General features: G+C 69.0%; 8 protein-coding genes and 1 pseudogene. 7 read left to right on the top strand and 2 right to left on the bottom strand.

Annotated features, from left to right (window positions below; translation table 11 throughout):
* Positions 1 to 7 precede the first annotated feature (7 nt).
* From D7193_RS02940 to D7193_RS02910, 7 genes are all read left to right on the top strand, one after another.
* Entirely contained in the window at positions 8 to 772 is a 765-nt protein-coding gene (locus D7193_RS02940) for a class I SAM-dependent methyltransferase (protein ID WP_120777816.1), read from the top strand.
* The gene (locus D7193_RS02935; RefSeq protein ID WP_120779214.1) at positions 765 to 1,613 is read left to right on the top strand and encodes an RCC1 domain-containing protein; all 849 of its coding nucleotides are present in this window, start codon (positions 765 to 767) and stop codon (positions 1,611 to 1,613) included. The genes D7193_RS02940 and D7193_RS02935 overlap by 8 nt, the downstream gene beginning before the upstream one ends.
* Before the next feature lie 389 nt (positions 1,614 to 2,002).
* Positions 2,003 to 4,969 (top strand): M20/M25/M40 family metallo-hydrolase, encoded by a 2,967-nt coding sequence (locus D7193_RS02930; protein ID WP_120777815.1) that lies wholly within the window; start codon positions 2,003 to 2,005, stop codon positions 4,967 to 4,969.
* Between the two features lie 300 nt (positions 4,970 to 5,269).
* Complete coding sequence (locus D7193_RS02925; protein ID WP_120777814.1) at positions 5,270 to 7,759, top strand: NPCBM/NEW2 domain-containing protein; 2,490 nt, start codon at positions 5,270 to 5,272, stop codon at positions 7,757 to 7,759.
* Between the two features lie 27 nt (positions 7,760 to 7,786).
* Positions 7,787 to 9,034 (top strand): ABC transporter substrate-binding protein, encoded by a 1,248-nt coding sequence (locus tag D7193_RS02920; RefSeq protein ID WP_120777813.1) that lies wholly within the window; start codon positions 7,787 to 7,789, stop codon positions 9,032 to 9,034.
* A complete protein-coding gene (locus D7193_RS02915; RefSeq protein WP_241562800.1) occupies positions 9,031 to 9,963 on the top strand; it encodes a carbohydrate ABC transporter permease in 933 nt (310 codons plus the stop codon). The genes D7193_RS02920 and D7193_RS02915 overlap by 4 nt, the downstream gene beginning before the upstream one ends.
* Positions 9,956 to 10,831, top strand: a complete 876-nt coding sequence (locus tag D7193_RS02910) for a carbohydrate ABC transporter permease (RefSeq protein WP_120777812.1) — start codon at positions 9,956 to 9,958, stop codon at positions 10,829 to 10,831. Before D7193_RS02915 ends, D7193_RS02910 begins: the two co-directional genes overlap by 8 nt.
* 116 nt (positions 10,832 to 10,947) lie before the next feature.
* On the opposite strand, the gene D7193_RS02905 is transcribed toward D7193_RS02910, so the two are convergent.
* Both D7193_RS02905 and nhaA read right to left on the bottom strand, forming a co-directional pair.
* Entirely contained in the window at positions 10,948 to 11,889 is a 942-nt protein-coding gene (locus D7193_RS02905; protein WP_174242534.1) for a helix-turn-helix transcriptional regulator, read from the bottom strand.
* A gap of 685 nt (positions 11,890 to 12,574) precedes the next feature.
* Positions 12,575 to 14,508: pseudogene (gene nhaA / locus D7193_RS02900) on the bottom strand (Na+/H+ antiporter NhaA); the annotation flags it as partial.
* Positions 14,509 to 14,534: the final 26 nt, after the last annotated feature.

Raw genomic sequence — 14,534 nt, 5'->3', positions numbered from 1 at the left:
TTGGCCGGTGTTCTCGCCTCAGGGTCCGTCTCTGCGTGAACTCTGCAACCAGGCGTTCTCCTCGGTCGAGCGCGGCTACGACCTGCTCGCTCCGAAGTTCGACCACACGCCCTTTCGCACGCCGGACAGCTTTCTCGGCGCGACCGCCGACGCGCTGTCCGACCTCGGGCCTTTCGATCATGGGCTGGACGTGTGCTGCGGTACCGGCGCGGGCATGGCGGTTCTCAGGTCGGTGTGCCAAGAAGGCATCACGGGCGTGGACTTCAGCGCTGGCATGCTCGCGCAGGCGCGGAGCGCCCACCCGGACGCCACGTGGGTTCGGGCCGATGCGCGGGCCTTGCCCTTCACCGAGTACTTCGACCTCGCCGTCAGCTTCGGAGCGCTCGGGCACTTTCTGCCCGCCGAGCGACCGGCACTCTTCGCGGGGGTGTACCGCGCGCTGCGGTCCGGCGGGCTCTTCGCCCTCCCGATCGGTGCACCGCCGCCGCTGACATCGGTCTCGCACTGGGCCACGCTCGGATTCGACGTGGCCATGCGGGTACGCAATGCCATCTGGCGACCGCCGTTCGTCATGTACTACCGCACCAGCCCGCTTCCCGCGGTCCGCGACGATCTGACAGCGGCCGGCTTCACCGTGACGGCCGTCCCCTTGACCGCCCTCGGACAGCGCCGGGACGGCAGCCCACGGTGTCGGCTGATCCTTGCCCGCAAGCCGGCGGACCCCACTGATGCCCGACCCGCGGACGATCCCCGATGCTGTGCACATGGGTAGGCCTGTCATCGCCGCGGGAAGGCGGCACTCGTTGGGGCTGTGTGCCGACGGCACGGTGGTCGCGGCCGGCACGGGGACATCCGGTGAGTGCCAGGTCGACGATTGGGGCCATGTGATCGCCGTGGCGGCGGGCAACGTGCATACGGCGTCGAACACGGGAAGGTCCCACAGCCTCGGCCTGCGCGCCGACGGCACTGTGCTGGCGACGGGCTGGAACGGTGACGGGCAGTGTGATGTCGCGTCATGGCGTGACGTGACCCTTGTCGCCGCGGGCTGGCGCCGCACGCTGGGGCTCGTTGGTGATGGCACCGTGCTGGCTGCGGGACGGCTTCGCGAGGGCGCTTGCGACGTGAGCCAGTGGCGTGAGGTTGTCGGGTTGGCTTGCGGCGACTGGCATTCGGTCGGGCTCAGGGCCGATGGGACCACCATCGCCGTGGGAAACAATCGCCGTGGGCAGTGCGCGGTCGACGCCTGGCGTGACGTTGCAGCCGTCGCCGCCGGATACCTTCACACGGTCGGCCTCACCACCGGCGGACGCGTCCTTGCGGTTGGGGATCGATCGGCGGGCGCCGGTGATGTCGGTGCGTGGAGGGACGTCGTGGCGGTGGCGGCGGGGAGCTACCACACCGTCGGAGTCACCTCGGCCGGCCGCGTCGTGGCCGTGGGCAGCAACGATTTCGGCCAGTGCGATGTGGCCCACTGGCGCGAGATCGTCGCGGTGGCGGCCGGATCCACCCACACGCTCGGACTATGCGCGGACGGAACGGTTGTCGCCGCCGGAAACAACGAGCACGGTCAGTGCGACGTCACCGGCTGGCACGCGATCCGGCCTTCGACCTAAATACCGCACGGAAGCTCGCTCTGCCTGCCGCTGACGATAACAGCCTGATCACTGTCGCCTTTTTCTTTCCGCATTCAGGGCATTGAGCGTCGGGCCGGCGGCGAGCGGACGGACCCGCTGTGACGGGCTCGGGCCAGCCCTGATCGGCGCCGCTTGCTCCTGGCCGGCTTTGGGCGCCTCCTGCCCGGCGATGCGCTTGGCAGTGGTTCGTTGGTGTCTGCCCGCGCGACTTCGACGCCCTTCACAATCTTCGATATTCCGCTCCCTCGATCAGCATCCTCGGTGCCCGAAAAGGCTCATTGACAAGCTGGGAGAGGCCTGAAAGGGTCTTGTATACAACGAAGATCATCAGGCTTTTTGGGGTCTGACCATTCAGGGAGATCACGGTAATGCGGAAGAAACGTCTTGCCCTGACACTTGGCGTGTCGTTGCTCCTGTCCACGGGTGTAGCGGCTAACGCCCCCGCAAGCGCCGCCGGCCGGGGCCTCGCCGCACCGGGAGAGGCCAGCGCCAGCGAGGAGCGCTTCCAGCCGAGCGTCACCTACGACCTGTCGGTGACCGACGCCGAGCGCGACGCGATCCACGCGGAAGTCGAGGCGTTGGCGGGGCGCGTCAGCAGTGCGCGGGCGGGGGACGGCACCTACGACCCGCTCACTCTGGTCGGGGCGATGCTGGACGGGTCGAGCTACGACTCCATCTCCCGGGGCGGCACGGCCGCGACGGCGTACCCCTTCCCGGTCAGCAACACCGAGGCCAACCAGCACGAGTACGACCGCAAGGTCGCCAAGCTCGCCTGGGTGGTCAAGTTGGCCACCGACCTGGGTTTCCCCGTGGTCGTTCAACGCCAGCCCGACAAGTACGTCTACGCCGAGATCGGTGACCCGGACGCCCCGGAGATGGTCATGGCGTTGAGCCACCTCGACTCGCCGACGGCCTCCGTCACGCCGGCCCAACTGGCGCGCTGGCGGGACGCCGACGGCAACCTCGGCACTCCTGGTGCGTACCACTCGCCCTATGTCCAGGACGGCTGGGTCTACGGGGCGGGCATCCAGGACGACAGCGGCCCGACGCTGGCGACGCTGCTCGCGGCCAAGGCGCTGCTCGAGGCGGGGCTGCCCCTCGACCGGCGTATCCGCATCGTCATGGGAATCTACGAGGACGGCGGTCCGGGAACGCCCTCGACGACGAACACCGCCACCTTCCAGTCCATCCCGTACAACTCGAACCCGAGCTTCTACGACAACTGGGCCTACAAGAACCTCAACCGGGAGGAGATCCCGGTCGCGGCCTACACCTCCGACTCGCGGTTCCCGGTCATCGTCGGCAACTCCGGATCGGTGACCCCGTCGGTGTCGATGAGCTTGTCCGCGGACAGCACCAAGGCCTTCCGGCTGACGGATGCCAAGGCCGGCGTCACCCTGCGTGAAGGCGACCCGACGCTCAAGGACATCGCCTACGGCAGCACGACGCAGATCGCCTCGCGGGCCATCTTCACCCTCGACGTGGCGGGGGCCGGCTCCGCGGAGCGCGATCGGTTCGTAGCGGCGATCACCGCTGCCGCGACCACGAAGGGCTGGCTCCCGGCTGCTCCCCGCACGACGCCCAAGGTGCAGACCACGATCACCGGCGACTCGCTCACGCTGGAGATCAACACCGACGTGGCGATGGAGATGCCGACCCCGCAGTACGGCAAGAACGCCGTCGTGTGGGGGATGTTCCTTCTCTCCCAGGGCCTCGGCGCACTGGGGAGCACGGCCGCCGACATGCAGTTGAAGAAGGCCGCCGACGGCATCGCCGACCTGTTCTTCCGCGACGGTGTCGAAGGCGAGGCCTATATCGGCAAGTACATGGGCATCCCGGCGAACCTGTTGCGCAACCCGAGCAACGGCACGCCGAACCTGACCTTCGCCCTCATGGGGGGCATCAACTCGGAGACCCCGACGAGCTTCTACACGGACGCCACCGGCACCCTCAGCATGCCGATGTACGTGCGCAGCATGCACATCACCGCGGCTGACTCCAGCCAGGCGACGACGGCGGTCACGGCTGCCTTCGAGGCGAAGGGCTTCACGATCGGCACCCTCGGCTCGCCGGTCGGCGCCGGGTTGTACGTCACTCACGACAACCCGCTGACGGCTCTCCAGTTCGGGAGCTACCAGGCCTCGATCGACCGCAACCCGGAGGAGTTCGCGGATCCGTACGCCCTCAGGGACGTGGTCTATCCGCAGGGCACGACCGGCGGCACCCTGGCCAGCAGCTTCCGCAACAAGATGACCGCCTTCGGCGCGGTGATCCCGGGTAACGAGCGCTGGTGGCACACGGCCAACGAGCGGATGAAGGTCGACTCGGCGGTGCAGATGACCAAGATCATGGCCGATGGCATGCTGGAGATGGCCCGGTACTCCGGGCCCGCCGGTGCCAAGTTCATGTGGGCGGACATGCCGGGGTTGAACGCCGACCGGGCGGACCTCGACCTTCTCGATGTCACGATCGGGACCTACAAGGACGCGTCGGCTGGTGTCGGCGCGAGCCAGCTGGGCAACCAGGCACTGCTCGGCGCGACCTCGTTCAACATCCCGATGTGGAACGGGCGCGGCAACTCGACCCCGACGGCGTCGGCTTTCGCACTGGGGCACGCCCCGGGAGGGGTCTATCTGCCCCTGAACGACACCGAGTACCTGAACAGCACGTACGTGGCGCCGATGCGTCTGGAGTTCAAGGTGGAGCGCCCCGACCACATGTCGGACGCGGCCTGGGCGAAGTTCGTGGCCGGCGGCTACGGCGACTTCCAGTTCAACATCCTCGTCGGCGACAAGGTCGTGCCGCTGGCCGTTCCCGCGGGGCAGAGTGCGGACAAGTACTTCTCCTCGCGCATCTCGGCCAACAACCCCGACGCCATCTACCTGTCGGTCAACCTCGCGATCACCGATGCCCCGTACACCGGGGTGCAGGCCAAGCTCGCGGATTCCAAGACGGACCTGTACACGGTCAATCCGACGTACCTGGCCTCGAACCCGGATCCGTTCCCCGGCCGTGGAGCCGTCGAACAACGGGGCTTCTTCGTGTTCGGTGACGGGCAGAAGAACGCCGAGTTCTCGTCGCCCGACGCGGTCTACGTGACCGTCGCCAACGCCGTCACCGATGCGCAGCCGTCGGCGGTGGTGAAGAAGCTGAACGGCAACAAGAACGCGTTGACCATCACGGTCAAGCAGACCCACGTCGACGGCAGCGAATCTCCTGTGACGGCCACGTTCACCATCGACAACAACGCTGCGGGCACGTACACCGTCGGCGATTACCAGGTGTACGTCGACACCAAGGGCAACACCCAGGTGCGGTCGATCTCCATCGTCTGACGCGGGTTGGTGAACCGGGATCGTCGGTTCACATCCGGCTGTCCCGACCCCGACAAGAGGGCACATCCAGTGGATGTGCCCTCTTGTCGTAGCTGGGTGTCAAGGGCCAGCCGTGCGCCGATCGTCCCTGTGAAGGGGGCCGTGGCACGGTCTCGCTGCACCACGGCCGGCGCAGACAGAAGCGAATCGTCCAGGCTCCGAGTGCGAATGAACATTCCCGGCGGGCTGTCGCGAACCTAGCGTCGGAACCCGCCGTGCAGGGGATCCGCCCGCTCGGCCCCCGCACGGCACGGAGACGATGTGGTCAACGAGATCGACCCGACGGCGCTGCCCGAGCGCGTCGAGCCCGAGGTGAAGACGCGAGCGGACGCTGTCGTCCTGCGTGTGCGACGCGGTGGACGAACCGTCCTCGACGGGGTCCGGCTGGGCATCCGCGTCGACGGCGTCGACCTGGACGCCGGTTCGGTTCTCCTGCGCTCGCACGACCGCGAGATCACCGACGAGTGGACCGCCCGGTCCGGCAAGGCGACGGGCACCCACCGGTACGCGCATCGCGAGACGGTCCACGAGCTGCGCCACGCGAGTGGCCTCGAGTGGCAGATCCACGTCAGGGCCAGTGCGGACGGGGTGGCCGTCCGCTACGTGCTCGCCCGATTGGAGGGCCACAGCCGCCTCGACGCCGACCGCACCCAACTCACCCTCGAACCCGACGCCCGTGTGTGGGCACTCGACTACCAGACCTGGTACGAGACGCCGCGCTTCGGCGCCGACGTCGCCGACCTGCCGCCCGGCGCCTACGGGTTTCCGCTTCTCGTCCGCTCGCCCCGGGCGGGGGTGTGTCTCCTGCTCACCGAGGCGGCGATCGACGGTCGGTTCAGCGGCGCCCACGCAGAGATCCGCGACGGGGGCGAGGCGCGGTTTGCGCTGGCCGACGAGTCGGTCGAGATCACCCGCGGTCCCGTGACCCCCTGGCGGGTCTTCCTGATCGGCGACCTCGCCGCGATCGTCGAGAGCCGCTTCGTCGACGAGTTGGCGCCCCCACCCGACCCGCCGGCCGACACGCGATGGGTGCGCCCGGGGCGCGCCGCGTGGTCGTGGTGGTCCGACTTCTACTCCGGAGCCCAACTGCACCGGCAGCGGCACTTCGTCGACGTCGCCGCCCGCCTCGGCTGGGAGCATCTGCTCATCGACTGCGGCTGGGACGAGACGTGGGTCCCCGAGATCGTCGCCTACGCGAGTCGTCGCGGCATCCAGGTGCACCTGTGGGCGGTCTGGCACGACCTCGACGGGCCGGAGAACCTGGCGAAGCTCGCCCTGTGGCGGTCCTGGGGCGTCGCCGGCATCAAGGTCGACTTCATGGAGTCCGAGTCGAAGGAACGCTACCGCTGGTACGACACGATCCTCGCCGAGACCGCCCGGCTCGGCCTGCACGTGAACTTCCACGGCTCGGTCATCCCACGCGGGTGGGCGCGAACCTGGCCGCAGGTCATCGGGTACGAAGCCATCCGCGGCAGCGAGTACTACGTCTTCTACCAGGACACGCCGCTGACGCCCGCGCACAACGTCATCCAGCCGTTCACCCGCAACGTGGTCGGGGCGATGGACTACACACCCGTCGCGTTCGGCGCGCCGGGGCGGACCACGAGCGACGGCCACGAGCTGGCGCTCAGCGTCGCGTTCGAGTGCGGCATCACCCACTTCGCCGACGACGTCGACGCCTACCTGGCCAGGCCGGACGCCGCCCGGTTCCTCGCGGAACTCGCGCCGGTGTGGGACGAGACGGTGCTGCTCGCCGGCGACCCCGACCACGAGGCCGTCATCGCCCGTCGGTCCGGGGACCGCTGGTTCGTCGGAGGCATCGCCACCGGGCCGGCGCGCCGTCTCACCGTTCCCCTCGACCGGCTGGCACTCGGACCGGTCGACGCGTGGATCGTCGGCGACGGAGCCGAGGGTGGCCTGACCTCCCACCGGCGACCCGTCGACGACAAGCTGGTCGTCGAGGTGGCGGACAACGGCGGCTTCGTCGCCATCGTCGCCGCCCGCGGCGCCCGGCTGCACCGAGCCGTCGAGCGGCCCGAGCAGGCGGCCCCGCAGGTGGACCCACCCGTCCAACTGCTCGGCCCGGACGGCACGGCCGTCCTGCGGACCGACGGACGCCTGCGGCTACCACCGGGCTGGTCGGCGGAACACCTCGACGGTGACCGCTGGACGGTCACCGCGCCCGCCACCCTGGCACCCGGTCGGGCCGGCGTGGTCACGGTCGAGACGCCGGGCGAGGACGGCGTACCGGTCGTGGCGCACGCCCGCCTGTTCCGGCCCCTGACCCCGGGATCCCATCGCCTGTCGGCGCTGACCATGGTCGCGTTCGACAACGAGAGCGGACCGATCGAACGCGACCAGAGCAACGGTGGCGGCAACCCGGGCGACGGCCGCCGCATGCGTATCGCGGGCACCGAGTTCGACGACGGGCTCGGCGCGTCCACGCCGTCGCGGATCGAGCTCTACCTGGGCGGTTCAGCCGACCGGTTCACCGCCCGCATCGGCGTCGACGACGAAACCCCCGGCACCGCCGCCCGGATGAGCGTGCACGCCGACGGGGCCGAGCTGTTCAGCGTCGATGTCCGCTCAGGGGAACCGCCGCGCGACATCGACGTCGACCTCCGCGGTGTCGCCACGCTGAGCCTGCGCGCCGACACCCTGCCCAACCACCCGGAGCCGGCCCACGTCGACTGGGCGTCGGGTCGCCTCCACCTCCACCACGACACCGCCACCACCGCGGCCGGGCACTGAAGCTCGGCCACCCACCAAGGAGAAACCATGCGATACGGCAAGAGATGGGTCGCCGCCGCGGCCGTGCTGGCCACCCTCGCCGCGACCGGCTGCAGCGGCAGCGGCGGGGGAGACGGCAAGGTCACCTTGAGCTACGCGACCTGGAGCGACGACCAGAAGCCGGCCATGGAGGCGATCGCCAAGGCCTTCGAGGACAAGCACCCCGACATCGATGTGCAGGTGCAGGTCCTGCCGTGGCCCGAGTACTGGTCCACCCTTCAGGTCGGCGCGGCAGGACGCACCGCACCCGACGCGTTCTGGATGCTCGCCGACCAGTTTCCCGCGTACGCCAAGGGCAACCAGCTACTCGACATCACCGACGCGGTCAAGGCGGCGGGCGTCGACCTGGCCGCGTACCCCAAGGCCGTCCTCGACCTGTACGACACCGGCGGCAAGCTCTTCGGCCTGCCGAAGGACTTCGACACCAACGCGATCTGGTTCAACAAGGCCCTCTTCGACAAGGCCGGCGTGGCCTACCCGGACGACACCTGGACCTGGGACGACGCGCGTGAGGCCGCCCGTAAGCTCACCAACCCCGCCGCCGGCGTGTGGGGCATCGCCGCCCCGATCGACCGCCAGGGCGGCTACTACAACAGTATCTACCAGGCCGGCGGCAAGGTGATCGGCGACGACGGCAAGGCCGCGATCGACAGCCCGGAGGCCATCTCCGGTCTGCAGTTCTGGACCCAGATGCAGGCCGACGGCCTCTCGCCGACGCTCAAGCAGCTCTCCGACACCGAAGCGGTGCAGATGTTCATGGACCAGAAGGTCGCCATGTACTTCTCCGGCTCCTTCTGGGCCCAGCGCCTCTACGGCGACCAGGCGCTGCGCCCGCATGTCGGCGTCGCGCCGCTGCCGAAGGCGAAGCAGCGGGCCACGATGATCAGCGGCATCCTCAACGCCGGGTACGCCGGCACGAAGCACCCCAAGGAACTCGCCGAGTTCCTCATCTTCGCCAGCGGCAGGGACGCGGCGGTGATCCAGGCCAAGAGCGGCGCGGTGCTGCCCGCGTACAAGGACACCCAGCAGGGCTGGCTCGACGTGATGCCCGAGTTCAACCTGAAGGTCTTCGTCGACGCCGTCGACTACGCGGTGCCGCTGCCGATCGCCGGTGACGCCGCCAAGTGGACCGACCTCGAGACCCAGTACCTCGGCCCGGCGTGGGAGGGCAAGCAGACCGCGGCCGACGCCGCTCGGGCCTACAACACAGCGATCAACGAGGTCCTCGCGCAGTGACCACCGACGTCGCCAGCCCTCCCACGCGGCAGCGCAACCGCAGCCGCGGGGGAGGGCTGCTTCCCTCACCCGGCTGGGGCTACCTGATGATCGCTCCGGCGCTCATCGGCCTCGTCGCCCTCTACGTCTGGCCGTTCCTCACCACGTTCGGCAAGAGCTTCATGGACGTCCCGGCCTTCGGGCCCGGCACGTTCACCGGAGTCGACAACTACACCGAGCTGCTCGGCGACGAGACCTTCTGGCAGGCCCTACGCAACTCGGCGCTCTACACCGCGATCCTGCTGCTCGGCGTCCCCGTCGCGATCGTGCTCGCCGCGCTCATCGAGCAGGTCAGCCGCGGCCGCGCCGTCTACCGGGTCCTGTTCTTCCTGCCGGTCGTGACGCTGCCGGTCGCGGTCAGCATGGTCTGGCGCTTCATCTACAACGGCGACTTCGGCCTGCTGAACTACGTTCTCTCCCTGCTCGGCGTCCCCGGGCAGTACTGGGTCGCCGATGCGACCTTCACCATCTACGCGGTCGGTGTCGTCGGCATCTGGATGAGCCTCGGCATCAACCTCATCATCCTCGGAGCGGGACTCCAGTCGATCCCGCGAGACCTCTACGAGGCCTCATCGCTCGACGGGGCGGGACGCGTCCGCCAGTTCTTCCGGATCACCCTGCCGCTGCTGTCGCCGAGCGTGTTTCTGGTGACCGTGCTGACCGTGATCTCCGCACTGCAGATGTTCGACCTGATCTTCGTGATGCTCCGCAGCGTCAACAACACCGCGCTCGCCGACTCGAAAACCATCGTCTACCTCTTCTACGAGAAGGCCTTCGTGGAGTTCGACCAGGGCTACGGGGCCGCGATCGCGATCGTGCTGCTCATGGTGATCATGGCCGCGACCCTCGTCCAGTTCCGCCTGCAACGCCGGTGGGTGTTCTATGACTGATCAGATCCTCCGAAGCAGGCCCATCGAGCGTGCGGCAGCCGGATCGAAGGCGTCCCGCCACGGCGAGTGGGTCATCCACGTCGTCCTCGCCGTCGCGGCAGTCGTCATGGTGGCGCCGTTCGTCTGGCAGCTGATCACCATCTTCAAGTCCAACCGCGAAGCCTCCCAGATGCCGCCGACGCTCCTGCCCGAAGACCCGACCACCGGCGCCTTCGCCACGTTCTTCGGCTCGGTGCCGTTCTGGGCGCAGCTCACCGTTTCCGTGTCCGCGCTCGTACTCCGCGTGATCGGGCAGCTCGCTGTCTCGGCGCTCGCCGGCTACGCGTTCGCCCGGCTCCGGTTCCCCGGACGCAGGCTCCTGTTCGGGTTGTTCATCGCGATGCTCATGGTGCCCAGCCAGCTGTTCCTCATCGGGCAGTTCGAGATCATCAGGGATTTCGGGATGCTCGACACCATTCCCGCCCTGGCGATCCCGGGTATGTTCTCGGCCTTCGGGATCTTCCTGATGCGGCAGGCGTTCCTGTCGATCCCCGCCGGGTTCGAAGAGGCCGCCCGGCTCGACGGCGCCGGACCCCTGCGGACGTTCTGGTACATCATGCTGCCCATGGCGCGCCCGACCATGGCGGCGCTGGCCGTCCTCACCTCGCTCTACTCGTGGAACGACCTGCTCTGGCCGCTCATCGTGACCCCACGCGGTGACAAGCGGCCCATCACCGTCGGCCTGGCCGGGCTCCAGGGCCAGTTCGGAACCGACTATCCGACCCTCATGGCCGGCGCCCTCGTCGCGTCACTGCCGCTCATCGTCATCTTCCTGGTGCTCCAGCGGCAGTTCTTCTCCGGCGTCGCCAGCAGCGGCCTGAAAGGCTGAACCTTCGCCGGACCGGGCGACCACCGGCGTTGCTGGTTCGTCCGGATGCCACGCCGGTATCCGGACGAACCTCCCGGCCTCACCGGCCCGCCGCCTGGGCCCCGGCTGCTCAGCGATCAGCCGTGCGGCCATACCTCGAAGGCGGCATCGGCCACCTCGTAGCCGACATGGCGGCGGCGGAAACTGCTCGGACTCATCCCGTGGTGCTTCCGAAAGACCCGGGAGAAGTAGAAGGCGTCATCGAAGCCGAGTTCGGACGCGATCTCGGTGACCGTCGCATTCGTGGTGTCGAGCAGCTGTCGCGCCTTGCCCATCCGCAGCGCGGTGTGGTGAGCCAACACCCCACCCCCGGTCGCACGGCGAAACAGGGTGCTCAGATGCGACGGCGACACCCCGACCAGCCGCGCCAGCTCGGGCACCGTCACCTTCCCGTCGAGCCGCTCGGCCAGGTGACTCATGGCGCGCTGCAGCGGGTCTCCCGGTTCGGGGAGCAGTCGATCAACGCTGATCTGCGTCAGCAGCTTCCACGCGGATCCCGCCGCGCCCAGCAGGCGGACGGGCGACTGGTCGCGCTCGAGGCAGGTGACGATCTCGTCCAGCAGCGCCACCGCCCGATCGATGGCCCGCACCGGCACCACCGGCCGCTCGGTCGTGGCCTCCATGCAGTCCGCGAGCTTCGACACGTCCGACCCCATCAGGTGTGCCCACCAGATCGTCCAGGGATCGCGCTCGTCGGCACCGTACTCGTGCGCGACACCGCGGGGAATGACCAGCGCCTGCCAGGCACCGATCCGGTGCATGCCCGACCCGACGCGCGCCCAGCCCAAGCCCGAGGCACACACGATCAAAACCACCTCGGGGGTGCCCCGAGGGCGATGCATCCGGTGGTCGGCGGCATCCGGGTAGTACCCGGCGTCGGTGACGAGAAGCCGCCCGGTGATCGGGCGCCGCAGCGCCTCGGCGACCAGCGGACGGGGCACCGATGCCATCCGCTGCCCCCGAAATCCCTCCTGGAGCGGCACCGGTCTATCGTGCGCGGTCACCAGCGGATTGTCCATGCCACCGACCGTCCGAACCGCGGCGACGAGCGGCACTCCGGTGGCTGCGTCGCTAGCGGCCACGACAAATGGGTGGCCTCGCCGGGCCGTTCCGTCCTACCTTCGCACTGGATTCTGTTCTCCGACGTACTCACGAGAGGACTTCACCCCGCGTGACGCCGCCTGCTCTCTAGACCTGACACCGTGCCCGCGCATTGGTCGCCGACGTCGCCGTCGGTCCGTTTCCCATGCCTTCCGTCAGGTCTTGGAGAGATCATGTCTACGCGTCCTCATATCGTGCTGCCCTGGACCGTTGGTCGCACCGGGCTTCCCCTGCTCGCCTTCGGCTGCGGCCGCTGCTGTTCCGGCCTCGCCGTCGGCGGCGGGACGTTCCGCGTCAATGCCGACGGCAAACTCCTCGACATCAGGCCCCTGGTGGCCCGCGTTTCGTCCGGCCGCGCCAGCACAATCGCCGTTCACGATCGCGTCCCGGCCCGGTGCCTGGATCCGATCCGTGTGAAGGGCTACGCGGGCAACTCCTCCCGCCGGCGGCCTCTGCCGGGGCGAGAGGCACGGTGGCCCAGCCCTCGACTGCGTCATGCGGCGGTCCGCGCGCGTTCGCCCATGACGCGCGAACGAAGGTCAGGACCGGCCCGATACCGGCGACGAGGGTGAACGCCCGCTGTCCGGTACGGTCCGGCCGATGGCGGCCTCCGGTCGCGATCGGCCGGACCGATCGGCAGGCGTCTTGCGTACGCGGGTCGCCGGTGCCTCGCGGTCGAGGCGGGCCCGGGCCCGGGCCATACGAATGGCCGCGGTCAAGGCGGTGATGTCGTAGGCGCCGTAGTGGCGGCGGCCGTTGATGAAGAACGTCGGGGTGCCGGACACTCCGCTGTTGTCGGCCGAGTCGATGTCGCTGTCGATGCGGCGGGCGTGGGCCTGGCTTGTCAGATCGTCGCGGAACCGTTCCTGATCCAGACCGAGGTCACCGGCATATCTGATCAGATCAGTGAGGTCCAGCTCGTCCTGGTGGTCGAGCAACAGGTCGTGCATCTGCCAGAACCTGCCCTGAGCGGCCGCTGCCTCGGCGGCCTCGGCTGCCAGCCGGGCTTGCGGGTGCACGTCCGGCAGAGGCAGGTGACGCCACACGAAACGCAGGTCGGCGTCGCCCAGCAGCTGCCGGACGACCGGCTCGGCCTTCCCGCAGTACGGGCACTGGAAGTCGCCGTACTGCACCAGCGTTACCGACGCACCGGCTGGGCCGCGGACGTGGTCCTGCTTCTCGTCGACCTCCGGGATGAGGTCGATCAGCTCCGTCATGTCGCCGAAGAGCGCCCGGATGCGCTTGTCCTTGGGCAGGGCGTTGGTGACGCGGAACGCGGTCCAGGTCAGCGCCGAGGACACGATCGCGGCGCTGAGCACCCCGACTTTCGCCTCGGCCAGTTGGTCGCCGGTGAAGGCCAGGCTGGCGATCAGCAGCGACACCGTGAAGCTGACACCGGCGATCGTGCCGCTGCCGAGCACGCCCGCCCATCCCACCGCCGGGCGGATGCGGCCGTGCGAGATCCAGGTGAGCCCGGCCGAGGTGCCGACCACGGCGAGCGGCTTGCCGACGACGTATCCGAGCAGCACGCCCCAGGTGACTGGCGACGCGAACGCCCGGGCCAGGAACGGACCGTCGATGCTGATGCCGGCATTGGCCAGGCCGAACAGCGGCACGATGAGGTAGCTGGACCAGGGGTGGTAGATGCGCTGAAGGCGGTCGTTGGGCGACAGCGTGTTCGCGAGGCCGATCGAAGCCGTACGCGCGAGCTGGGGTGTCGGCTGCTCACGGAACAACCGGAACAACCCGCTGACCTTCTCGAGCTCAGCTCGGCCGGGAGAGTAGGCGAACGCGGTCAACCCGATGGCCAGTCCGGCCACCACCGGGTCGACTCCGCTCACCAGCAGCGCGCCCCACATCGCGATGGCGAACGGCACGTACGCCCAGCCGCGCTGGACGCCAGCCGCGCGAAGGGCCAGCATGACCGCGAACGTCGCCACGGCCACCACGATGGGCATCATCCTGATGTCGTCGCTGTAGACCACGGCGATGACGATGAGTGCGATCAGGTCGTCGACCACGAATACGGTGAGCAGGAAGATCCGGACCCGGTCGGGCACGCCCCGGCCGAGCAGAGCCAGCAGGCCCAACGCGAGGGCGGTGTCGGTCGACATGGCCACGCCCCAGCCGTGCGCGCCCGGCCCGCCGTGGTTGATCAGCAGGAAGATCAGCACCGGGATCAGCATGCCGATCACGCCCGCCACGCTGGGCAGTACGAAACGTCGCCGGTCGCGTAGCTCGCCGAGGTCGAACTCGCGCCGCGCCTCAAGACCCACGACCAGGAAGAACAGCGTCATCAGGCCGCTGTTGATCCAGGTGTGCAGGTCGCGGGAGAGCTCGAGGTGCCCGAGACGCAGGGACAATGGGGTACGCCAGACGGCTTCGTAGGAGCCGAGGTCGATGTTGGCCCAGAGCAGGGCGGCGACGATGGCGGCCACCAGCACGCCGGCGCTGCCGGACTCGATTCGCAGGAAAGCTCGCAGCGGCGCCGCCAGGTTCCGCTTCCAGATCGTCCGGCCGCTCTTGGTTTCGGTCACACGTCACCTTCCGACGCGCTGGCCGG

Origin of the sequence: Micromonospora costi, from assembly GCF_003626655.1 — a bacterium.
Classification (GTDB): domain Bacteria; phylum Actinomycetota; class Actinomycetes; order Mycobacteriales; family Micromonosporaceae; genus Micromonospora; species Micromonospora costi.
Note: the sequence above shows the minus strand (reverse complement) of the source record. Positions and strands in the feature narration are given on the sequence as shown.